General features: G+C 38.1%; 21 protein-coding genes. 20 read left to right on the top strand and 1 reads right to left on the bottom strand.

Annotated elements, in window-relative coordinates; genetic code table 11:
• The 11 genes from PYW42_RS10240 (at position 1) to thrB (ending at position 11,977) form a co-directional block, all read left to right on the top strand.
• Positions 1 to 1,332 (top strand): nucleobase:cation symporter-2 family protein, encoded by a 1,332-nt coding sequence (locus tag PYW42_RS10240; RefSeq protein ID WP_002359736.1) that lies wholly within the window; start codon positions 1 to 3, stop codon positions 1,330 to 1,332.
• Between the two features lie 141 nt (positions 1,333 to 1,473).
• On the top strand, positions 1,474 to 2,451 hold the full coding sequence (guaC, locus tag PYW42_RS10235) for a GMP reductase (RefSeq protein ID WP_002362677.1): 978 nt from the start codon (positions 1,474 to 1,476) through the stop codon (positions 2,449 to 2,451).
• 161 nt (positions 2,452 to 2,612) lie between these two features.
• Positions 2,613 to 2,945: a PadR family transcriptional regulator gene (locus PYW42_RS10230; RefSeq protein ID WP_002356722.1), complete on the top strand. Its 333-nt coding sequence runs from the start codon at positions 2,613 to 2,615 to the stop codon at positions 2,943 to 2,945.
• On the top strand, positions 2,942 to 3,970 hold the full coding sequence (locus PYW42_RS10225; RefSeq protein ID WP_002356724.1) for a permease prefix domain 1-containing protein: 1,029 nt from the start codon (positions 2,942 to 2,944) through the stop codon (positions 3,968 to 3,970). Before PYW42_RS10230 ends, PYW42_RS10225 begins: the two co-directional genes overlap by 4 nt.
• A gap of 134 nt (positions 3,971 to 4,104) precedes the next feature.
• A complete protein-coding gene (locus tag PYW42_RS10220; protein ID WP_002411109.1) occupies positions 4,105 to 5,556 on the top strand; it encodes an aminotransferase-like domain-containing protein in 1,452 nt (483 codons plus the stop codon).
• Between the two features lie 120 nt (positions 5,557 to 5,676).
• On the top strand, positions 5,677 to 7,401 hold the full coding sequence (locus PYW42_RS10215; protein WP_010816158.1) for a phospho-sugar mutase: 1,725 nt from the start codon (positions 5,677 to 5,679) through the stop codon (positions 7,399 to 7,401).
• Between the two features lie 106 nt (positions 7,402 to 7,507).
• The gene (gene proC, locus PYW42_RS10210; protein ID WP_002362189.1) at positions 7,508 to 8,290 is read left to right on the top strand and encodes a pyrroline-5-carboxylate reductase; all 783 of its coding nucleotides are present in this window, start codon (positions 7,508 to 7,510) and stop codon (positions 8,288 to 8,290) included.
• 116 nt (positions 8,291 to 8,406) lie between these two features.
• Positions 8,407 to 8,715 carry an ArsR/SmtB family transcription factor gene (locus PYW42_RS10205; RefSeq protein ID WP_002356730.1) on the top strand — a complete coding sequence of 103 codons (309 nt, stop codon included), beginning with the start codon at positions 8,407 to 8,409 and terminating at the stop codon, positions 8,713 to 8,715.
• 51 nt (positions 8,716 to 8,766) lie between these two features.
• Complete coding sequence (locus tag PYW42_RS10200; RefSeq protein WP_002359742.1) at positions 8,767 to 10,059, top strand: homoserine dehydrogenase; 1,293 nt, start codon at positions 8,767 to 8,769, stop codon at positions 10,057 to 10,059.
• A gap of 2 nt (positions 10,060 to 10,061) precedes the next feature.
• Entirely contained in the window at positions 10,062 to 11,117 is a 1,056-nt protein-coding gene (gene thrC, locus PYW42_RS10195) for a threonine synthase (protein ID WP_002356733.1), read from the top strand.
• Positions 11,114 to 11,977, top strand: coding sequence for a homoserine kinase (thrB, locus tag PYW42_RS10190; RefSeq protein WP_002359743.1), 864 nt, complete (start codon positions 11,114 to 11,116; stop codon positions 11,975 to 11,977). The genes thrC and thrB overlap by 4 nt, the downstream gene beginning before the upstream one ends.
• A 42-nt stretch (positions 11,978 to 12,019) precedes the next feature.
• On the opposite strand, the gene PYW42_RS10185 is transcribed toward thrB, so the two are convergent.
• Positions 12,020 to 12,877: a pyruvate, water dikinase regulatory protein gene (locus PYW42_RS10185; RefSeq protein WP_002389973.1), complete on the bottom strand. Its 858-nt coding sequence runs from the start codon at positions 12,875 to 12,877 to the stop codon at positions 12,020 to 12,022.
• 98 nt (positions 12,878 to 12,975) lie between these two features.
• Between PYW42_RS10185 and PYW42_RS10180 the strand changes: the two genes are divergently transcribed.
• From PYW42_RS10180 to recO, 9 genes are all read left to right on the top strand, one after another.
• Positions 12,976 to 13,416 carry a Fur family transcriptional regulator gene (locus PYW42_RS10180; RefSeq protein ID WP_002387080.1) on the top strand — a complete coding sequence of 147 codons (441 nt, stop codon included), beginning with the start codon at positions 12,976 to 12,978 and terminating at the stop codon, positions 13,414 to 13,416.
• A 165-nt stretch (positions 13,417 to 13,581) separates the two neighbouring features.
• Complete coding sequence (gene rpsU, locus PYW42_RS10175) at positions 13,582 to 13,758, top strand: 30S ribosomal protein S21 (RefSeq protein WP_002356740.1); 177 nt, start codon at positions 13,582 to 13,584, stop codon at positions 13,756 to 13,758.
• 25 nt (positions 13,759 to 13,783) lie between these two features.
• Positions 13,784 to 14,233: a GatB/YqeY domain-containing protein gene (locus tag PYW42_RS10170; protein ID WP_002356741.1), complete on the top strand. Its 450-nt coding sequence runs from the start codon at positions 13,784 to 13,786 to the stop codon at positions 14,231 to 14,233.
• 242 nt (positions 14,234 to 14,475) lie between these two features.
• Positions 14,476 to 15,390 carry a PhoH family protein gene (locus tag PYW42_RS10165; RefSeq protein ID WP_369810298.1) on the top strand — a complete coding sequence of 305 codons (915 nt, stop codon included), beginning with the start codon at positions 14,476 to 14,478 and terminating at the stop codon, positions 15,388 to 15,390.
• A 28-nt stretch (positions 15,391 to 15,418) separates the two neighbouring features.
• The gene (locus PYW42_RS10160) at positions 15,419 to 17,617 is read left to right on the top strand and encodes an HD family phosphohydrolase (protein WP_002382763.1); all 2,199 of its coding nucleotides are present in this window, start codon (positions 15,419 to 15,421) and stop codon (positions 17,615 to 17,617) included.
• Complete coding sequence (ybeY, locus tag PYW42_RS10155; protein WP_002356745.1) at positions 17,617 to 18,096, top strand: rRNA maturation RNase YbeY; 480 nt, start codon at positions 17,617 to 17,619, stop codon at positions 18,094 to 18,096. Before PYW42_RS10160 ends, ybeY begins: the two co-directional genes overlap by 1 nt.
• On the top strand, positions 18,080 to 18,481 hold the full coding sequence (locus tag PYW42_RS10150) for a diacylglycerol kinase family protein (RefSeq protein WP_002382764.1): 402 nt from the start codon (positions 18,080 to 18,082) through the stop codon (positions 18,479 to 18,481). The genes ybeY and PYW42_RS10150 overlap by 17 nt, the downstream gene beginning before the upstream one ends.
• Positions 18,482 to 18,494: 13 nt before the next feature.
• Entirely contained in the window at positions 18,495 to 19,397 is a 903-nt protein-coding gene (gene era / locus PYW42_RS10145; protein WP_002359745.1) for a GTPase Era, read from the top strand.
• 82 nt (positions 19,398 to 19,479) lie between these two features.
• On the top strand, positions 19,480 to 20,274 hold the full coding sequence (gene recO, locus PYW42_RS10140; RefSeq protein WP_002382765.1) for a DNA repair protein RecO: 795 nt from the start codon (positions 19,480 to 19,482) through the stop codon (positions 20,272 to 20,274).
• The last annotated feature ends 212 nt before the right edge of the window (positions 20,275 to 20,486 follow it).

The raw sequence follows: 20,486 nt of genomic DNA, 5'->3' as shown, positions 1-20,486 counted from the left end.
ATGAGTGAAAAGAAACAAAATAATCTTCATTTAACAGTGGGGCCAGAAGATTCAGTATCTTTTGGGCAGGCCACTATGTTAGGGATTCAGCATGTCTTAGCAATGGACGTGTACGTCGTACCTGTAATCATTGCTTCGATTATTGGTATTAGCACAGCACAAACGTCTTCTTTAATTCAAGCAACATTCATAGCAGCAGGACTTGCCACGATTATTCAATCTCATTTTTGTATGAGATTACCAGTTGCGCAAGGCCCTTCATTTATTCCAATCGGGGCAATTGCGGGAATTTATTTTGCCAATAACCAACAAGGAAATGGCTGGGGCGCAGTTTTAGGTGCTAGTTTAGTGGGGGCAATTGTTGTTATTATATTAGGATTTACTGGTATTTTTAATCGTTTAATCACTAAATTTGTTCCACCAATTGTGGGAGGAACAATTATTTTTGTGGTGGGGCTTTCGTTAATGCCAGTCGCTTTATCGGATAATATTTACCATGCAAAAGGGGAATTAGGACAAAATATTTTATTAGCATTTATAGCAGCGGGTACGTTGATCTTCTTTGCGCTCTTAGGTTCTGCTTTGAAAAAAGGGCGGATTTTCCGCGTTTCTTCTGTCATTTTGGCATTATTATTTGGGAGCATCGCGGCACAATTATTAGGGGTACTTGATTTATCAGCCGTTAGTGAAGCGGCTTGGTTTAGTTTGCCTCAGTTACCATTAGTTAACTTTTCTTTCCAATTTGATTGGTCAGCCATTGCCACGATGTTAGTTATTTATCTGGTTTTAATGGCGGAAACAACAGGCACTTGGTTTGCTGTGAGTCATGTTGTCGCTGAACCTTTGACCGAAGAAAAAATTAATCGCGGCGTAATTGGTGAAGGCTTAGGTTGCTTAGTTTCTTCATTCATTGGCGGCACGCCAGTAACTAGTTACTCTACAAATGCTGGGATTATTTCAATCACTGGAGTTGCTAGTCGCAAGGTTTTTGTGGCTGCAGGTGCGTGGTTTGTCTTATTTGGCTTATCTGGAAAACTTTCCACCTTGATTTCGGCCATTCCGGCACCAGTTATCGGCGGTGTTTTTGTGGTTGTTTGTGGCATCATTTCTGTAAGTGGAATGAAAGTCATGAGCGATGTAACAATTCATGAAAAAGAGATGTATGTAATTGCCGTTCCGATTATTATGACATTAGCGTTGACATTGTTACCAAAAGAGTTTTTGGAAACTCTACCACAATTTTTACAATATTTATTTAGTTCACCCGTGGCAACTGCCTCAATTGTTGCTATTTTATTGCAGGCCATTTTACCAAACGTTCAAGAAGGGTAAAAAGATTAATTTTCGTTAAAACGCCTTTGACAAGTGGCGGTAAATAGTGTAAATTAACAATGGTGTTTGTAAACACGAACGTTAAATGACCGAATGTTCGGTTTTTACGTTATTTTTGTAAATAACTAGGAGGCAGTAAGTATGAAAGTTTTTGATTATGAAGATGTCCAATTAATTCCCAATAAATGTATCGTGAATAGTCGTTCTGAATGTGATACTACAGTAACTTTAGGAAAACATTCGTTTAAAATGCCTGTCGTTCCAGCGAACATGCAAACAATTATTGATGAAACGATTGCGGAAACCCTTGCTGAAAATGGTTATTTTTATATCATGCATCGGTTTGATGAAGAGGCGCGAGTGCCATTTATTAAAAAAATGCAACAAAAGGGCTTAATCACGTCAATTAGTGTGGGTGTGAAAGAAGGGGAATACGCTTTTGTTGAAACGTTAGCCCGAGAAGGTTTAGTTCCTGACTACGTGACAATTGATATCGCCCATGGTCATTCAAATGCGGTGATTAATATGATTCAACACTTGAAAAAATTTTTACCAGAAACGTTCGTTATTGCGGGCAATGTTGGAACGCCAGAAGCCGTTCGCGAATTAGAAAACGCTGGAGCCGATGCCACCAAAGTGGGGATTGGACCAGGAAAAGTATGTATTACTAAAATTAAGACTGGCTTTGGGACAGGTGGCTGGCAGTTAGCGGCTTTACGTTGGTGTGCCAAAGCTGCTCGGAAACCAATTATTGCAGATGGTGGGATTCGGACCCATGGAGACATTGCAAAATCTGTGCGTTTTGGGGCAACTATGGTCATGATTGGTTCACTATTTGCTGGACATGAAGAATCACCAGGTGAAACAAAAGTGGAAGATGGTGTTGTTTACAAAGAATACTTTGGTAGCGCCTCTGAATTCCAAAAAGGCGAAAAGAAAAACGTTGAAGGCAAAAAAATCTGGTTACGCCATAAAGGGAAGTTGGCAGATACTTTAGTCGAAATGCAACAAGATTTACAATCTTCCATTTCATACGCGGGAGGTCGCGATTTAGAAGCGATTCGTAAAGTTGATTATGTGATTGTAAAAAATTCTATTTTTAATGGTGATACCATTTAACATTCAACTATAGACTGAAAAGAAGACAGCACGTAGTGCAGAAATTAAAATGATTTCTGCATTACGTGCTTTTTTTACTTTACCTATCGTAGTAATCGTGTTAAGATAATTACAACGACAGACGTAGTACGATAGTTGAAGTACTTGAGGGAGGAATTTATGTGATTGGTAGTGATGCAATTCGAGGATACAACGATACCTTTATTCTCTCAATCTTACAATCCGGCGCTTCATATGGTTATGCGATTTCTAAACGCATTCGTGAAATTTCTAAAGAACAATATTCGATTAAAGAAACGACACTTTATTCTGCTTTTACACGTTTAGAGAAAAATGGCTACATTGAATCATTTCCAGGAGAAGTAACGCATGGCAAAAAGCGGACCTATTATCAAATAACCCATGCAGGAGAGCGTTATTTAGAGGAAAAGTTACTAGAATGGGAAGTAACAAAAGACGTCGTCGAAGCATTTGTAAAGGAGATGGGAAAATGAAAATTATAGAAGAATTTATTGATAGCTTATTTTCAGGCGTTGTTGAAACATCTGAAACAAAACAATTAAAGGCGGACTTATTAGCAAATGCTGAGGATCGTTATGAAGACTTGCTCAGCCAAGGAAAATCGGAAAATGAAGCAATTGGTACAATTATTTCTGAATTTGGTACTATTGATGAATTAATGGAAGAATTGAATTTAGAAAATAAACAAGTGGATGAAACAAACGATTCAATGAACGGTTTGCCAGAAATTTCAGTGGAGGAAGGACTTGACTATTTAGCTGTCCAACGTAAAGGTGCTATTCAAATTGGTCTTGGTGTTGTTGCAATCATGGTGGGTGTTGGCTTGCTGGTTGGTATGCGTGGTGTTCTTTCTAACGGTCTTGGTTTAGTTTGTCTTTTCATAGGTGTGGCAATCGGCGTTCCATTATTTATTGTTGCTGGTAATCGGTTTGTTGCAATGGACAAACAACTGGGGCAACGATTGATTCCGATTAAGTTAAAAAAAGAAGTTGCACAAAGAGAACAAAGTTTTCAACGATCATTTATTTTTTGTATGGCAGCGGGCGTCGTTTTTTGTATTTTGGGTTTAATCCCAGTTGTTGTCTTTAGTAGTGGCCTTCATCTGATGATGCGCCGTTCCATGCATCAAATGATGGGCGGACAATATTATAATGGAACGATGGGGATTAGTTGGCTCTTCTTTTTAGTATCGGTTGGCGTCTTCTTGTTTATATTTGGTGGAGTAATTAAAGGAAGTTTTAATAAATTGTTGAATGAAACTTATTTTTATTCAGAACATGTTGGTCATCCTGATTTTGCCCCTCAACAAACAAAAACAGAGGAAGGACCTGTGGGAAATCCTGTCGGTGCAATTATTGCATCCGTTTATTGGCCCTTAGTTGTTGCACTCTATCTATTTATTAGTTTTGTTTTAGGGGATTGGCGGTTTAGTTGGTTAATCTTTATGTTCGCAGGAATCTTTTATAACACCATCCAAGCATTTTTACACAAACATTGAGACAAACCTGTTAATAGTAAAACAGAAAAGTGGGACATTCGTCAAAACGGCTGTCTCACTTTTCTTGTATTTTCGATTGACAAAAGCATTAAACTGGATTACTTTTAACTCATCCAATTGTTGAGGTGATTGCTATGTGGCAACTTAAAAAAGAACAAAATGTTCCCATTTATCGCAGTATTATGGAAATGATTGTTCAAAAGATTCAAACAGGCGAATTATTACCAGGCGAAAAAATCCCTTCAGAACGTAAACTGGCAGAGTACTTGTCTGTCAATCGTTCAACCGTTGTTCATGCATTAGACGAACTGGTGGACTTAGGCTGGATTGTGCGAAAAAGAGGGAGCGGAACGATTGTTAACGAAGGAAAATGGGGGGTAATGATGACGCCACGAACGGATTGGCATCGTTATTTAGAACAAAATGTGTTCAAACAAGTTCATCCCTTGGTGGCAGAGATTGAGTTACGTGCTAAACAAAATTTGCCGACTGACTTAGATATGTATACAGGCGAGTTGCCGTTAGACTTAATTCCCAGTTTCGATTTTCCAGCATTAAATTGGAAACAATTTTTAAAAGAGGAAGCACAAGATGAATTAGGTTATTTGCCGTTAAGAAAAGAAATCCAAGCCATTACAGCAACGGAATATCAGCTTCATTTACCAAGTGAAAGTTTATTGCTTACTTCAGGTGCGCAACAAGCACTTTTTTTAGTTTTACAAGTTTTATTGAGACAAGGAGATAGTGTTGCCGTAGAAGATCCATCTTTCTTCTATGCCTTACCAATTTTCCAAGCTGCTGGTGTGCGCTTATTTGGTGTGCCCATGACAGAGGAAGGGATTGATCTTGAAGCGCTAGAACAAACAATCCGACAACATCGCATCAAAATGGTTATGGTTAATCCTTCCTTTCAAAATCCGACTGGGACAGTGATGCCTTTAAGAAAAAGAGAACAGCTCGTGAAAGTTTGTCAAACGTATCAAGTTCCTATTTTAGAAGATGATGTTTTTGGGCAGCTAAGTTTTATCCCGAAAACAGAAATTCCTCCTTTAAAAAAATTAGATCCAGATAATGTCTTGTATATCGGTTCGTTGTCAAAAATTTTAGGTTCGACCACGAAAATTGGTTGGTTAAGTGCGCCCGCCTCCGTGACGAAACAAATTGCAGAAGCCAGAAAAATGATGGATGTTTCGTTGAGTATTTTTCCGCAGATGCTCGCTAAAATGGCGATTGAAGATCCTTCTTTTTCTGAAAAAATTACGTTATTAAATAAACAAGTGGAACAACGAGCAACAGCTGTATATCAAGTATTTAAATCGTTGTCAGAATGGGAAGTTTCGCCAGTAAAAGGCGGCTTTTATTTATGGGCACATTGGTGTCAAGGGGCACTTAAGCCAGAAGATTGGCAAGTGTTTTTACGAGAAGGTGTTTTGGTAGCACCAAGTGTAGCTTTTAGTGAAAAACGTGGAAGTATTCGCTTGAACTGTTCCCGAATTTCACCAGAAGAAATTCCTCTTTTTTGTGAGCGAATGGTACGGATTACACGACAGCTTTCTGAAAATAGACAAACAAAAATAGAACACTAAGTAAGATTTTTCTTATAAAAATCATTTGCTGAGAGAAAACGCTACAACTTCCCTTTTCTAAACGAATATCCAATGCTATACTTAAAAAGTAAAAACAAAAAAACAAATGAGGTGTTTTCCATGTCTTGGGAACAAGTTTACCAACAATGGTTAAATGAAGAAAATATTCCAGAAAATTTAAAAAATGAATTAAAGGACTTAAATACAGACCCTGAAAAATGTGAAGATGCATTTTACGCACCATTAGAATTTGGGACTGCCGGGATGCGCGGGATTTTAGGCGCCGGTATTAATCGGATGAATATCTTTACAGTTCGTCAAGCGACAGAAGGGCTTGCACGTTTTATGGATACGCAAGATCCTGAAACAAAACGTCGCGGTGTAGCTATTGCCTATGATTCACGTCATATGTCTCCAGAATTTGCAATGGAAGCAGCTAAAACATTAGCTAAACATGATATTCCTTCTTTTGTGTTTGAAAGCTTACGACCAACACCAGAATTATCTTTTGCGGTCCGCTACTTTAAAGCTTTTGCGGGAATCATGATTACGGCTTCTCACAATCCAGCTGCCTATAATGGCTACAAAGTCTATGGTGAAGACGGTGGTCAAATGCCGCCAGCTGATGCAGATGCATTAACTAAATATGTTCGTAGTATCGAAAATCCTTTGAAAATTGATGTCTTATCAGATGAAGAAGTTGCCCACAGCGGTTTAATTAACATTGTTGGTGAAGAAGTCGATAACGCGTATTTGAAAGAAATTAAAACAGTTACGATTAATCAAGAATTAATTAACGAAATGGGTAAAGAATTAAAATTAGTTTACACTCCCTTACATGGAACTGGGAAAATGTTAGGAGAAAAGGCATTAAAACAAGCCGGTTTTGAAAAATTTGTTTTAGTACCTGAGCAAGCCGTTGCTGATCCTGACTTTACTACAGTTAAGTCACCAAACCCTGAAGAACATTCAGCTTTTGAATACGCGATTCGTTTAGGGGAAAAAGAAGGCGCTGATTTATTGATTGCAACAGATCCAGATGCTGATCGTTTAGGTGCTGCTGTGCGGATGCCAAACGGAGACTACCAAGTATTAACAGGAAATCAATTAGGTTCAATTATGATTCATTATATTTTAGAAGCCCATCAACAAGCAGACACGTTGCCTCAAAATGCTGCGGTTCTAAAATCAATCGTTTCTAGTGAACTTGCTACAGCGATTGCTGAGAAATATAATACGAAGATGTTTAATGTTTTAACAGGTTTCAAATTTATTGCTGAAAAAATTCAACAATACGAAGAAGACCACAGTCAAACGTTTATGTTTGGTTTTGAAGAAAGTTATGGTTACTTAGTGAAACCTTTTGTTCGTGATAAAGATGCAATTCAAGCGTTAGTTTTATTAGCAGAAGTAGCGGCTTTCTATAAAAAACAAGGAAAAACATTATACGATGGCTTACAAGATATCTTTGAAGAATTTGGTTACTTTGAAGAAAAAACTATTTCCGTAACAATGAGCGGAATTGAAGGAAGCGGTAAAATCAAAGCTTTAATGGCAAAATGTCGTGAACAAGCGCCAACTGAGTTTGCCGGGATTCAAGTTGCTCAAACGGAAGATTTTAAAGAATTAACACGCACTTTTGCAGATGGTCAAACAGAACAATTACAAACGCCTCCTTCTGATGTGTTGAAATATCATTTAGAAGATGGCAGTTGGATTGCTATCCGACCATCAGGAACAGAACCAAAAATTAAATTCTATCTAGCAACAAAAGCAACAAGTAGTTCAGAAGCTTCTGAAAAAATTGCTGCGTTTGAAGCAGTCGTTAATGAATTAACAAAATAAAATAAACGAAACAGGCTGTACGGAAAAAAGTACGAATGTGAGTGTTTGTGTCAAAAGCTAATTGACTTTTGACACAAACACTTTATTTAACTAAGGAGGGAATGCTATGAAAATTGGCTTTATCGGTGCTGGCAGTATGGGCGGTGCCATGATTAAAGGGTTACTGAAAGCTGAGGCAGTCAAGAAGGAACATTTATATGTGAAAGGCGGCTCAAGTGGAACAGCAGAAGCACTTCAAAAAGAGTGGGGCTTTCAACTTGTCACAGATTATGCACTTTTCCAAGAATGTAAGGTTATTTTTATTGCGACAGGAGCAAAGGTCGTGTTACCTGTCCTTCAGGAATTAGCCCCTCATTTTTCCAACGAAAGTTTATTGATTTCTGTTGCAACAGGTCATACCATACAAGAAGCACAAATGGCTCTTGGCAATAAAGAAGCCAAAGTTGTTCATGCCATTCCTAATACACCAGTTAGCGTGAATCAGGGTGTGATTGGCGTAGCCTTGGCACCAACAATTGAAGGCCAAACGAAGGACCTGGTAATGGAACTTCTTGCTACTTTAGGGTTAGTCAAAGAAATTCGTGAAGCGCAACTGGAAACTTTTGGTACTGTGGCTGGTTGCAGTCCAGCTTTTGTTGATATCTTTATGGAAGCATTGGGAGATGCAGCAGTCTTAGAAGGGTTACCAAGAGACTTATCTTATGAAATTGTCGCTCAAATGATAAAAGGAACGGCGACCTTAGCCTTAGACACGAAAAAACACCCAGGAGCATTGAAAGATGAAGTGACTTCTCCAGGAGGAAGTACGATTCGCGGTGTCGTAGCTCTAGAAAAAAATGGCTTCCGTTATGCCGTGATGGATGCAGTTCAGCAAGCCAACCACGAATAGATGAAGAAAGTTGGAAAATCGACAAGTTTGTCATTTTTCCAACTTTCTTTGTGCCATATTTTTCGTAGGAAAGAACAATCGCAGTTCTTATTTTAAAAAACTCTGTGTTATAATGAGTGCAAAGTGAGGCGACTATAATGAAACAAATGGAAGAAATCAAACAAGTAAGTCAATTATATAAAGTATTAAGTGATCCAACACGTTTAAGAATTTTGCTACTTTTAAAAGAAGGCGAGCATAACGTAACGGCGATTAGTGAACAATTGGGAATGGAACAGTCCGCCGTTTCTCATCAACTAAAATTATTAAGAGATAGCCGGGTTGTCAAGGCACGTCGCGAAGGAAAAACGATTTTTTATACATTGGATGATCATCATGTAATAGATATTTTAAATCAGACCTTTGAGCATATTGAACATCGATAAAAAGTAGGAAAAAATAGCGTAACTAGAATAGCGCTGTTGATGGAGGTAAAAATGAAGGATACCTTAAAGATCGGGTTACTAGGATTAGGGACTGTAGGCACTGGCGTTTTAACTCTCTTGAAAGAACATCAAGAGAAAATTTCACAAGTGACAGGAATGAATGTAGTCATTGAAAAAGCATTTGTCCGAAATCTTGAAACGAAACAAGCGCAAGCGGAAGAATACGGTCTTTCTTTAACAACTTCAATTGATGATATTTTAGAAGATAAAGAGATTCAAATCGTTGTGGAATTAATGGGAACCATTGAACCAGCCAAAACGTATATCATGAAAGCTTTAGAAAAGGGTAAACATATTGTGACTGCTAATAAAGATTTACTGGCGCAACATGGGAGTGAATTAGTAGCGTTAGCCCAAAAACATCATTGTGATTTATATTATGAAGCAAGTGTTGCTGGCGGGATTCCAATTTTAAGAACAATTGCTAATAGCTTAGCGGCAGACAATATTCAACAAGTTTTAGGGATTGTGAACGGTACGACGAATTATATGCTTACGCAAATGGTTTCTGCTGATAAAAGTTATGAAGAAGCTTTAGCAGAAGCGCAAGCGTTGGGATTTGCTGAAGCGGATCCGACAAATGATGTCGATGGAATTGACGCAGCCTATAAAATGGTTATTTTAAGTCAATTTGCTTTTGGGATGAATGTTTCATTACCACAAGTTGATATTCGTGGAATTCGCGGATTGTCTTTAGATGATGTCGCTATGGCTAAACAACTGGGGTATGAAATCAAATTGATTGGCTCTGCTGAACAAAATGAGAATAGTATCTCGGTGGAAGTGGCGCCTATGCTAGTCAATCAAAAGCACCCTATTGCATCTGTTCGGAATGAGTACAATGCAGTATTTATTAAAAGTGCAGGCGTGGGGGAATCAATGTATTACGGTCCAGGAGCTGGAGCTAAACCGACAGCAACCAGTGTGGTCAGTGATTTAATTACGATTGCTAAAAACATTCGCTTGGCAACGACTGGCCATATGTTCAATTCGTATCAACATAAAACACAATTGACGAGTTCCGAAAATGTATTTGGGCAGTACTATTTTTCATTAGATGTTCCAGATACACCAGGACAATTTTTGCAGTTGACGCAATTAATGACTAAAGCAGAAGTCAGCTTTGATCAATTAGTTCAACAGAAATCAGATGGACAGCGAGCAAGAATTGTTGCCATTACACACCAGATATCAAAAGCACAAATGCAACAAGTTGTGATAGCTATTCAAAATACGGAAGCCTTTCAGTTATTGAATGTAATGAAGGTTATAGGAGATGAGTAAACATGTATGAAGGTTTGTTAAAACAGTATCAAGCGTATTTGCCCGTAACAGAAAAAACACCAATGATTTCTTTAGCCGAAGGAAATACGCCACTGATTCCTTTACCTAATTTATCCAAAGAATTAGGTATTCAATTATATGGAAAATACGAAGGCTTAAATCCCACCGGCTCATTCAAAGATCGCGGGATGGTGATGGCTGTAGCAAAAGCGGTAGAAGAAGGTGCCAAAGCGATTGTTTGTGCTTCTACAGGAAATACTAGTGCCGCCGCTGCTGCGTATGCCACAAGAGCAGGCATTAAAGCGTATGTAGTGATTCCAGAAGGGAAAATCGCACTGGGAAAATTGGCGCAAGCTATTATGTATGGGGCAGACATTATTTCGATTCCAGGTAACTTTGATGAAGCATTAAAAGCGGTGCGAGAGATTGCGAAAACTGAGGCAGTTGCGCTAGTTAATTCAGTGAATCCTTATCGCTTAGAAGGGCAAAAGACAGCAGCTTTTGAAGTTTGTGAACAATTAGGTCAAGCGCCCGATGTCTTAGCGATTCCAGTTGGAAATGCCGGCAATATTTCCGCTTACTGGAAAGGCTTTAAAGAATGGCATGAAAAACAAGGAACAACTTTACCAAGAATGCATGGTTTTGAAGCAGAAGGTGCCGCAGCGATCGTGAAAGGCCAAGTGATTGAGCAACCTGAAACCGTGGCAACAGCGATCCGGATTGGAAATCCTGCTAGTTGGCAACTAGCAGAACAGGCACGGGATGAATCCGGTGGTTTCATTGATGCCGTGACAGATCAAGAAATTTTAACGGCTTACCGAAAAATTGCTGCTCAAGATGGGGTTTTCATTGAACCTGGTTCGGCTGCTTCATTAGCTGGAGTTATTCAACATGTTAAAAGCGGTAAAATCAAAGCAGGTGAAACCGTCGTGGCAGTCTTTACTGGTAACGGACTGAAAGATCCTGATACAGCAATGGAGACAGAAGTAGCTATTTCAAAAATGAGTGACGTGGAAGAAATGCGTCTGCACTTACGAAAAGGAGTCGCAACACTATGAAAATAAGAGTACCTGCCACTAGTGCCAACTTAGGACCTGGCTTTGATTCATGTGGCATTGCATTATCCGCTTATTTAACAATCAACGTTTTAGGTGAAAGTGAATTTTGGGAAATTCAACATACTTTGGGAGAAGAGATTCCTACTAATGAAGAGAATTTATTAATTCAAACGGCATTGAAAATTGCACCAGAATTAACACCAAAAGTTATTCGGATGGTTTCTGACATTCCCCTTGCAAGAGGACTAGGCAGTAGCTCAAGTGTGATTGTAGCAGGCATTGAATTAGCTAACCGACTAGCACATTTAAATTTGTCCCCTAAAGAAAAAGTTCGTTTGGCCACAGAGATGGAAGGACATCCTGATAATGTTGCCCCAGCTATTTTAGGAGATTTCGTGGTGGCTAGCCATGTAGAAAACCAAGTCTACCATGTCAAACATCACTTTCCAATGTGTGATGTCATTGCATTTATTCCAGAGGAACCATTATTTACCGAAAAAAGTCGCGCTGTTTTGCCCGAAAAATTGACTTATAAAGAAGCGGTCGCGGCCAGCTCAATTGCCAATGTTATGATTGCCGCAATTTTAAACGGGGATTTACCTTTAGCAGGCAAAATGATGGAACAAGATAAATGGCATGAAACGTATCGTCGTTCATTGGTTCCTCACTTAAAAGAAATTCGTCGTTTAACTCAGCAAAAAGGTGCTTATGGCTCTTTCTTAAGCGGTGCTGGTCCAACTGTGCTAATCTTGTCGCCAGAAGAACGAACCAACGAAATTGTTCAAAGTTTGGAGAAATTATCTACCAAAGCGAGCATCCAAATTTTCAATATTGATCAAGAAGGTGTTCAAGTCTTTTAAAAAAAACGAGAAAAAATCACTAGTGATTTTTTCTCGTTTTTTTTAATCCTCGGCTGTTTCCGTGGAATAATAACTATGATCTTCTAAGTTCAAAGCATTAAGAATCATTGAGGCAGTTTCTTCAATTGAAAGAGAAGCGACATCAATAACGATACAACCTAATTTTTGATAAAGATCATTAGCAAAAGCCAGTTCTCGCCGAATTTTTTCAATATCTGAATAAGAAGTATTTTCAGGCAATCCATATGCGCGCATTCGTTCTTTACGAATCCCGTTTAAAACATTGGGATCATTGGTTAAGCCAACAATTTTTTTAGGGTCCATTTCGAATAATTGTTTCGGTAAATGTGCTTCAGGAATTAGTGGCAAATTAGCAACTTTTAAGTTCTTGTTGGCTAAAAAGAGACTTAGCGGTGTTTTAGAAGTTCGGGAAACGCCAAGAAGTAACACATCCGCTTCTAAAAAGCCTCGTGGGTCCTTGCCATCGTCATATTTGACAGCAAATTCCATTGCTTCAATTCGTTTAAAATAATTTTCATTCAGATGATGTAAGGCACCTGGTTCCCGCATGGGTGCGACACCTGTTAATCGTTCGATTTCCGCAACTGGTGGTGTCAAAATGTCAAAATGGAACAATTGATGCTCATTGAAAAATTGATTAGCAATCGCCACGAGATGATCATTAATGATAGTATGCAGTACCATGGCCTCTGCTTTTTTGGCATCTTCTAACGCTTGCACCAGTTTATCTTCGTCTTTAACGAATGTTCGTCTAATCAAAGTAAAATCAACAGTGGGGTACTGGGCCATTGAAGCAGCCGCCAATTTTGAAGCGGTCTCGCCAGCAGAATCTGAGATGACAAAAATCGTCACACATTTTTTTTCTTCAGAAATAGTCATAGAGGGTAAGTCCTTTCTTGCATTTTTAATAATTTTATTATACCATAAGTCCAGAATCTATTTCGTAATGATTCTGATTTAGGTTGGTGAGGGAGGAAATGGCGATGGCACCAGTAAAAACCAATATTGAACAAGCCTTAGAAACCATGAAAGCCAGTGGATTAAAATATACTAAAAAACGAGAATTACTGATGAGCTATTTGATTAAGCGAAATCGGTATGTTTCTGCACGTGAAGTGTATGAATTTATGAATGAAACCTTTAAAGGAGTCAGTTATGATACGGTTTATCGTAACTTGCATGACTTTGAGCGCTTAGAATTACTGGAAAAAACAGAATTAAATGGCGAGCAAAAGTTTCGTTTCCGTTGTTGCCAAGAGGTGGAACATCATCATCACTTTATTTGTACGGTTTGTGGCAAAACGGAAGAAATTCACATGTGTCCGATGAATTTTTTTGAAGAACAGTTAAAAGGTTGTTCAATTGAAGGACATCGCTTTGAAATACTTGGTCGTTGTGCCGATTGTTGCGAAAAATAGCGAATAAGACGAAAAATCAAACAAAAATTTCGTATTTTATCAGTAGAGTGGTTGACGGTTATTTATGCTTTAGCTATAATATAACAAGGACAGTATTTTAATTTGTGGGTTTTTCCCACAAATAAGAAAAACGGTTACTTTTTAAGCTCGGAGGGAGGGAATAACATGTCAAAAACAGTCGTTCGTAAAAACGAATCTCTTGATGATGCTCTTCGTCGCTTCAAACGTTCCGTTTCAAAAGCGGGTACTTTACAAGAATCACGTAAACGTGAATTCTACGAAAAACCAAGTGTAAAGCGTAAGAAAAAATCTGAAGCAGCTAGAAAACGTAAAAAATTCTAGTTTTGAATGAATTGGAGTTGGTGGTATGTCATTGCTAACCACATTGAATGACGACATTAAAACAGCGATGAAAGCTAAAGACAAAGAAACTTTAGCCGTACTTCGTATGTTAAAGACTGCCATTCAAAATGATCAGATTAAAGCGGGCCGTGAATTGAACGGAGAAGAAGAACTCACTGTATTGTCTCGTGAGATGAAACAGAGAAAAGATTCTTTATCAGAGTTTGAAAAGGCGGGACGCGACGATCTTGTTGAAAAAGTAAAAGTTGAAATAGCAATTGTTGAAAAATATATGCCTCAACAACTAACAGAGGAAGAAATTCGTCAACTAGTTCAAGAGGTAATGACGCAAACTGGCGCCACTTCACCAAAAGATTTTGGTAAAGTGATGGGCGCTATGATGCCGAAAGTCAAAGGCAAAGCCGATGGCAACCAAGTTAACGCAATTGTGAAAGAATTATTACAAGAAAACTAAGAGCGTTATCGAAACTAGGACAGTATACTGTCCTAGTTTTTTTATGTAAAGAGAAAACCGGTAGCTTTTTACGGTTTTCTCTTTTTTGACTTTCAAAGTCAAATCAGGTACGACTTCTTTTTAAACAGATAAGAATGTGGTATCATTGTAAAGGACTATATAATAAAGGAGATGGACGTTTTTTGACAGATAATCAGTCAAAATCTTTGGAATTAATACTTACTGATTCTGATGATGCACACATGCTTTTAGGAACACATGATAAACATATCAAATTTTTAGAAGAGAATACCCACGTAACGATTAATAGTCGTGGCGAAGTTATTCAGTTAATTGGCGAATCATCAGAGGTAGAGTTAGTCGCTTCCGTGTTAAGAGCGCTACAAACATTAATTCAACGAGGCATCAAAGTGCATACGCCAGATGTCGTTTCTGCTTTAAAAATGGCCAAAGCTGGAAATTTAGAGGCGTTTATTGCCATGTATGAAGAAGAAATTATGAAGGACCATCATGGTCGGGCCATCCGAATTAAGAATGTTGGTCAAAAAAAATATATCGATGCAGTTAAAACTCATGACGTCATTTTCGGGGTGGGACCTGCGGGAACAGGAAAAACCTTTTTAGCCGTGGTGATGGCGGTAGCAGCTTTGAAAAAAGGCGAAGTACAAAAAATTATTTTAACTCGTCCAGCGGTGGAAGCTGGCGAAAGCTTGGGCTTTTTACCAGGTGACTTAAAAGAAAAAGTCGATCCTTATTTACGTCCAGTTTACGATGCCTTATATCAAATTTTTGGTATGGATCATACAAATCGTTTAATGGAACGCGGCGTTATTGAAATTGCCCCGCTTGCTTATATGCGTGGTCGTACATTGGATGATGCTTTTGTCATTCTAGATGAAGCACAAAATACCACGGTTGCCCAAATGAAAATGTTTTTAACTCGTTTAGGGTTTAGTTCAAAAATGATTGTTAATGGAGATACTAGTCAAATTGACTTGCCACGTGGTGTAACAAGTGGTTTAGTTAACGCCGAGCGTACGTTAAAAGACATTGAAAAAATTGCCTTTGTAAATTTTGAAGCCAGTGACGTTGTGCGTCATCCGGTTGTAGCACAAATTATTCAAGCCTATGAAAAAGAACAACAAAAGCATTCCTAAGCAGTTAGGGAAGGAGTGAAAGTACCTTTTGAAAAAAGTACTTACAAAGTTAGGGGATCGTTTAGGTAAGGCCTACTTACCTATTTTATTAGCCGTTTTTTCTCTTCTTTTATTTATGATTATGTTTGGCAGTGTCCATCAGAAAAGAGTAGAAATTAAAGAAGGTCAACTGGCCGAGAAAACCATTCGTGCAAATAAAAATATCGAGAATACCTACGAAACAGAACAAAGAAAAAAATTGGCAGCAGAAGCTGTCACCCCCGAATATATTTATCAAGAAGATACGGCATCTGTCCAACATAATCGTATTGATAAATTATTTAAATTGATTGATTCTGCGAATGAAAAAGTAGACAAAGAGTACAGCAATAAGCAAGCGAAGGCCAAAAAGGAAGAAACGATTCCTGCGCCGACCGTGGAAGAACGAGTAGCTAGCTTAAAGTCATTGTTTGAATCTTTACCGCAAGATGAAGTTACGTTTTATCAAAGTTTTCCTAATGTTTTTTATCAAACAATCTTTACATTAACCTCTGAGCAATTGGATAAGGTTCGTTCAGAAAGTTTGATGTTGGTGGATGACGCAATGCAAAATCACGTTCGAGAATCTGATTTGGATAAAATTCGCCAAGAAGCTAACGGTAAAATTCAATACTTAGATATTACGAGTACCATGCAACAAGTCATTCGTTACATTGTTAACCAAGGGATTGTGGTAAACGATATTGCCAATGAAAAACGAACAGAAGAGCTGCGTCAAAAAGCGATGAATGCTGTTCAACCCGCAATGATTTATCAAGGCGAAATTATTGTTCGTGAAGGTACTCAAATTGATGCAAAAGCGGTCGAAAAACTTGAGTTACTAGGAATGACTAGTCAAAATACCTCTATTTTTCCGATGGTGGCATTAGCATTAGCTATTTTACTTCAAGTTGAAGTGTTAATTTTCTTTACAAAACAAGTGACTGAGCCTTCGCGACAACGCTCGTTTATTATCTTTTACACGGGTGCTATGCTAATCAGTGTTATTTTAATGAAATTCTTCCAGATTTTCCAAACAGAGCAGTTGATGTATATTCCCTTGTTCTATCCGGCAGCCTTTGCGCCGCTGATTCTAAATCATTTTGTAAATCGTCGTTCAGGGATAATCGCTGCCATTTTCCAAGTCGTTTTTGCGTTATTTATCTTTTATAATTCTATTGGCACAAACTCGTTGACGGTTATTCTGATTATGTACTTATTCTCAGGATTTCTAGCAACAGTTGTTAAACGGAAACGGATGAGTGAGCAAGTTTTCCCAGCTTTAATGTGGGTAGTGGTCTTTCCTGTTTTCATGGCGGTTGTCTTAATGATTTATCAAGGAATGAGTTTAACAGATGGTAAAACGTGGACAGCTTTAATTTGTGCAGGTGCAGGAACGGTACTTTCATTTTTAGCAACAATGGGCTTGCATCCATATATCGAATTATTAGTGACTGATGATAGTATGATTGTCTTGAATGAATTAAGTAATCCGAACCATCCGTTGTTAAAACAACTGTTAGAAGAAGCGCCAGGTACCTATCATCATAGCATGATGGTGGCTAGTTTGAGCGCTAACGCTGTTGCTGAGATTGGTGGACGGTCGCTATTAACACGAGTTGCTTGTTATTACCATGACATTGGCAAAATTAAACACGCCAATTTCTTTGTGGAAAACTTACCTGCTGGCGCAGAAAATCCACATAACTTTTTATTGCCAGAAGATAGTAAACAAATTATTTTTGGCCACGTAATTGATGGCGCCAAAATTTTAGAAGAGTACAATATGCCGCAAATGGTGATTGACATTTGTCGTCAACATCATGGCACAACATTGATGAAATTTTTCTATGTGAAAGCAAAAGAACGCAATCCTGAAATTAAAGAATCAGACTTCCGTTATCCTGGGCCACGTCCACAAACACGAGAAGCAGGGATTGTGAGTATTGCTGATACTTGTGAGGCTGCTGTGCGGGCGATGGATCATCCGACCAACGAAAAAATTCAAGCCTTTGTGCATAATGTGATTCAAGATAGAATTTCAGATGGCCAATTAGATGAATGCGGGTTAACGATGAAAGAGATTCGCATCATTGAAAAATCATTAATTAATGGATTATGCAGTACCTTCCATTCACGGATTAAGTATCCAAAAATGAAAGCTGAAGCAGAAGAAATGAAAGATGAACAAGAAAAGAGAGATGACTAATGGATATTACTTTCATTGATGAAACCGAGAAAGTACCAACAGAAGAAATCAAAGAAATCGAAAATTTGCTGCAATTTGCAGCGGGTTTTCTAGAAATTGCCGAAGATACGGAGATGTCGGTGACTTTTACAGATAACGCAGGTATCCAAGTGATTAATCGTGACTATCGGGGCAAAGATATGCCTACAGATGTCATCAGTTTTGCTTTAGAGGATGAAGGGGAAGACGAATTGCCAATTATTTTTGATGATGAAGAGTTGGCAGAGCTACCACGTAATCTAGGTGATTTAATTATTTCAACAGAGCGAGCAGCAGAACAAGCAGTTGAATATGGGCACACATTGGAGCGAGAAATGGGCTTTTTGGCAGTACATGGCTTTTTACATTTGAATGGGTACGATCATATGGAACCTGAAGATGAAAAAGAAATGTTTGGTTTACAGAAAGAGATTTTAGATGCGTATGGCCTTAAAAGATGAGCAAACAGGAAAAAATAAACATTTTATTAATTCATTAGAATTTGCCTGGCAAGGAATCAAAACAGTTTTTCGAGAAGAACGTAATATGCGCAAACATGTGGCGTTTGGCGTCACGGCCATTGTGTTTGGTTTCTTGTTTTCCTTAACACTTGCTGAATGGCTGTGGTTGTTATTGGCCGTTTTTCTTGTCTGGTTGGCAGAAATTATCAACACAATTTTTGAAAATGTCGTAGATATGTTTACGGATTTTCACTTTCATCCAATCGGAAAAAAAGTCAAAGACATGGCCGCAGGAGCTGTTTTATTAACAGCCGGTTTCGCAGTGCTAGTAGGACTAATTCTATTTGTACCAAAAATTTTACAAATCATTCAAATGTGGAAATAAGAGGAGAAATACAATGACAACTGAACATAAATCTGGTTTCGTAGCCATTGTCGGCAGACCAAATGTTGGAAAATCAACATTGTTAAATCGAATTGTCGGCCAAAAAATTGCAATTATGAGTGACAAAGCACAAACAACTCGTAATAAGATTCAAGGAATTTATACAATTCCTGAAGCACAAATTGTTTTTATCGATACTCCAGGGATTCACAAACCTAAACACCGCTTGGGCGATTTCATGGTGGAAAGTGCCTACAATGCGATGCGTGAAGTAGATGCTACTTTATTTATGGTAAGTGCTGATCAAAAACGCGGGAAAGGTGACGACTTTATTATTGAACGATTGAAAAATAATAATAGTCCAGTCTACTTGATTATTAATAAAATTGACAAAGTCCATCCAGATGATTTATTGAGTATTATTGAAGACTATTCGAAACAAATGGACTTTAAAGAAATTATTCCCATTTCTGCCACTGAAGGAAATAATTTTGAGCATTTGATGGATGTTCTCGTTGAGCAAATGCCAGAAGGACCACAATATTTCCCTGATGACCAAATTACGGATCATCCAGAATATTTTATCGTTTCCGAATTAATTCGTGAAAAAGTGTTACTTTTAACAAGAGATGAGATTCCTCATTCTGTCGCTGTCGTTGTGGACTCAATGAAACGGGATGAAAACGATAAAGTCCATGTCCAAGCAACCATTATTGTGGAACGGGACAGTCAAAAAGGTATCATTATTGGCAAAGGCGGAAAAATGCTGAAACAAATTGGTACCAAGGCGCGTCAAGATATTGAATATTTATTAGATGACAAAGTGTATTTGGAGCTTTGGGTAAAAGTCCAAAAAGACTGGCGTGACAAAAAAATCTATTTACAAGATTTTGGTTATCGCAAAGAAGAATATTAAGAAAGTAGTGTTTGGGAAGCGAGTGTATAAACGAACTTTCCAAACACTACACTAATTTACATAAGAAATGGAAGTGAATTGAATGGCATTAGGGGAGACCAAAGGCATTATTTTATTTACGAAGGATTTTAAAGAGAAGGATAAACTCGTCAAAATTTTTACAGAATCCTATGGGAAATTGATGTTTTTTGTGAAAGGCGCGCATCGAAAAAATAATCCTCTTTTGCCAGCGATTCTGCCATTTACAGAAGCCGTCTACATCGGAAATTTTAGAGAAGAAGGCTTATCTTTTCTCAATAGCAGCAAAGAAGTTCAACCTTTTCGAAACATTCAACAAGACATATTTATTAACGCATATGGAACATATATTTTAAACTTAGTCGATGCAGCAATTGAAGATCAGCACTATGACCCTAATTTATTTCAATTTACCCACATGGCATTATCCGCTTTAAATGAGCAAAAAGATCCGGAAATCATTACAAATATTTTTGAAATTCAATTGTTAGAACGGTTTGGTGTACGACCAGAATGGCATCATTGTGTGGCTTGTGGCGAAACACAAGGGAAATTTGATTATTCCTCAAGATATAGCGGTGTGCTTTGTGAAAAACATTGGCATTTAGATGAACAGCGATACCATGCAGATCCTAGAGCAATTCATTTTATTCGCTTATTTTCGCAAGTCTCCTATGAAAAAGTCCAAAACATTCAAGTAAAAGAAGAAACTAAGAAAAGTATTCGAGAAACGATTGATATGTTATACGATGAATATGTCGGGTTGCACTTAAAAAGCAAAAAATTTATTGATCAAATGAAAACGTGGGAAAATACGTTAAAAATTCCACCACGAAAGAAGGAAGAAAAAGAAACATAAACAAGCAGTCATTTTTCTAAAAAAAATTTGACAACTTCCCTCAGACACCGTATTATGATAGAGAAGTTAAATACGTACGAAGAAAAAGAGAAGTAAAAAGAACCCTCTGTTAAGCGAATCTGGGAGAGTGGGAGCCAGAAACACGGAACTTTTGAAAGGCACTTTGGAGTACGACAAACGAAGCTGCCGATGAACACATCGGAAGTAGGGTG

Source organism: Enterococcus faecalis (assembly GCF_029024925.1).
Lineage (GTDB): Bacteria > Bacillota > Bacilli > Lactobacillales > Enterococcaceae > Enterococcus > Enterococcus faecalis.
The sequence above is the reverse complement of the archived record's forward strand: the minus strand, read 5'-3'. Positions and strand labels throughout refer to the sequence as shown.

Excerpts from the sequence above, each read along its gene's own strand:
- PYW42_RS10240 (WP_002359736.1), top strand. The coding sequence starts at position 1 with ATGAGTGAAAAGAAACAAAATAATCTTCATTTAACAGTGGGGCCAGAA.
- guaC (WP_002362677.1), top strand. The coding sequence starts at position 1,474 with ATGAAAGTTTTTGATTATGAAGATGTCCAATTAATTCCCAATAAATGT.
- PYW42_RS10225 (WP_002356724.1), top strand. The coding sequence starts at position 2,942 with ATGAAAATTATAGAAGAATTTATTGATAGCTTATTTTCAGGCGTTGTT.
- PYW42_RS10220 (WP_002411109.1), top strand. The coding sequence starts at position 4,105 with ATGTGGCAACTTAAAAAAGAACAAAATGTTCCCATTTATCGCAGTATT.
- PYW42_RS10215 (WP_010816158.1), top strand. The coding sequence starts at position 5,677 with ATGTCTTGGGAACAAGTTTACCAACAATGGTTAAATGAAGAAAATATT.
- proC (WP_002362189.1), top strand. The coding sequence starts at position 7,508 with ATGAAAATTGGCTTTATCGGTGCTGGCAGTATGGGCGGTGCCATGATT.
- PYW42_RS10200 (WP_002359742.1), top strand. The coding sequence starts at position 8,767 with ATGAAGGATACCTTAAAGATCGGGTTACTAGGATTAGGGACTGTAGGC.
- thrC (WP_002356733.1), top strand. The coding sequence starts at position 10,062 with ATGTATGAAGGTTTGTTAAAACAGTATCAAGCGTATTTGCCCGTAACA.
- thrB (WP_002359743.1), top strand. The coding sequence starts at position 11,114 with ATGAAAATAAGAGTACCTGCCACTAGTGCCAACTTAGGACCTGGCTTT.
- PYW42_RS10185 (WP_002389973.1), bottom strand. The coding sequence starts at position 12,877 with ATGACTATTTCTGAAGAAAAAAAATGTGTGACGATTTTTGTCATCTCA.
- PYW42_RS10180 (WP_002387080.1), top strand. The coding sequence starts at position 12,976 with ATGGCGATGGCACCAGTAAAAACCAATATTGAACAAGCCTTAGAAACC.
- rpsU (WP_002356740.1), top strand. The coding sequence starts at position 13,582 with ATGTCAAAAACAGTCGTTCGTAAAAACGAATCTCTTGATGATGCTCTT.
- PYW42_RS10170 (WP_002356741.1), top strand. The coding sequence starts at position 13,784 with ATGTCATTGCTAACCACATTGAATGACGACATTAAAACAGCGATGAAA.
- PYW42_RS10165 (WP_369810298.1), top strand. The coding sequence starts at position 14,476 with ATGCTTTTAGGAACACATGATAAACATATCAAATTTTTAGAAGAGAAT.
- ybeY (WP_002356745.1), top strand. The coding sequence starts at position 17,617 with ATGGATATTACTTTCATTGATGAAACCGAGAAAGTACCAACAGAAGAA.
- PYW42_RS10150 (WP_002382764.1), top strand. The coding sequence starts at position 18,080 with ATGGCCTTAAAAGATGAGCAAACAGGAAAAAATAAACATTTTATTAAT.
- era (WP_002359745.1), top strand. The coding sequence starts at position 18,495 with ATGACAACTGAACATAAATCTGGTTTCGTAGCCATTGTCGGCAGACCA.
- recO (WP_002382765.1), top strand. The coding sequence starts at position 19,480 with ATGGCATTAGGGGAGACCAAAGGCATTATTTTATTTACGAAGGATTTT.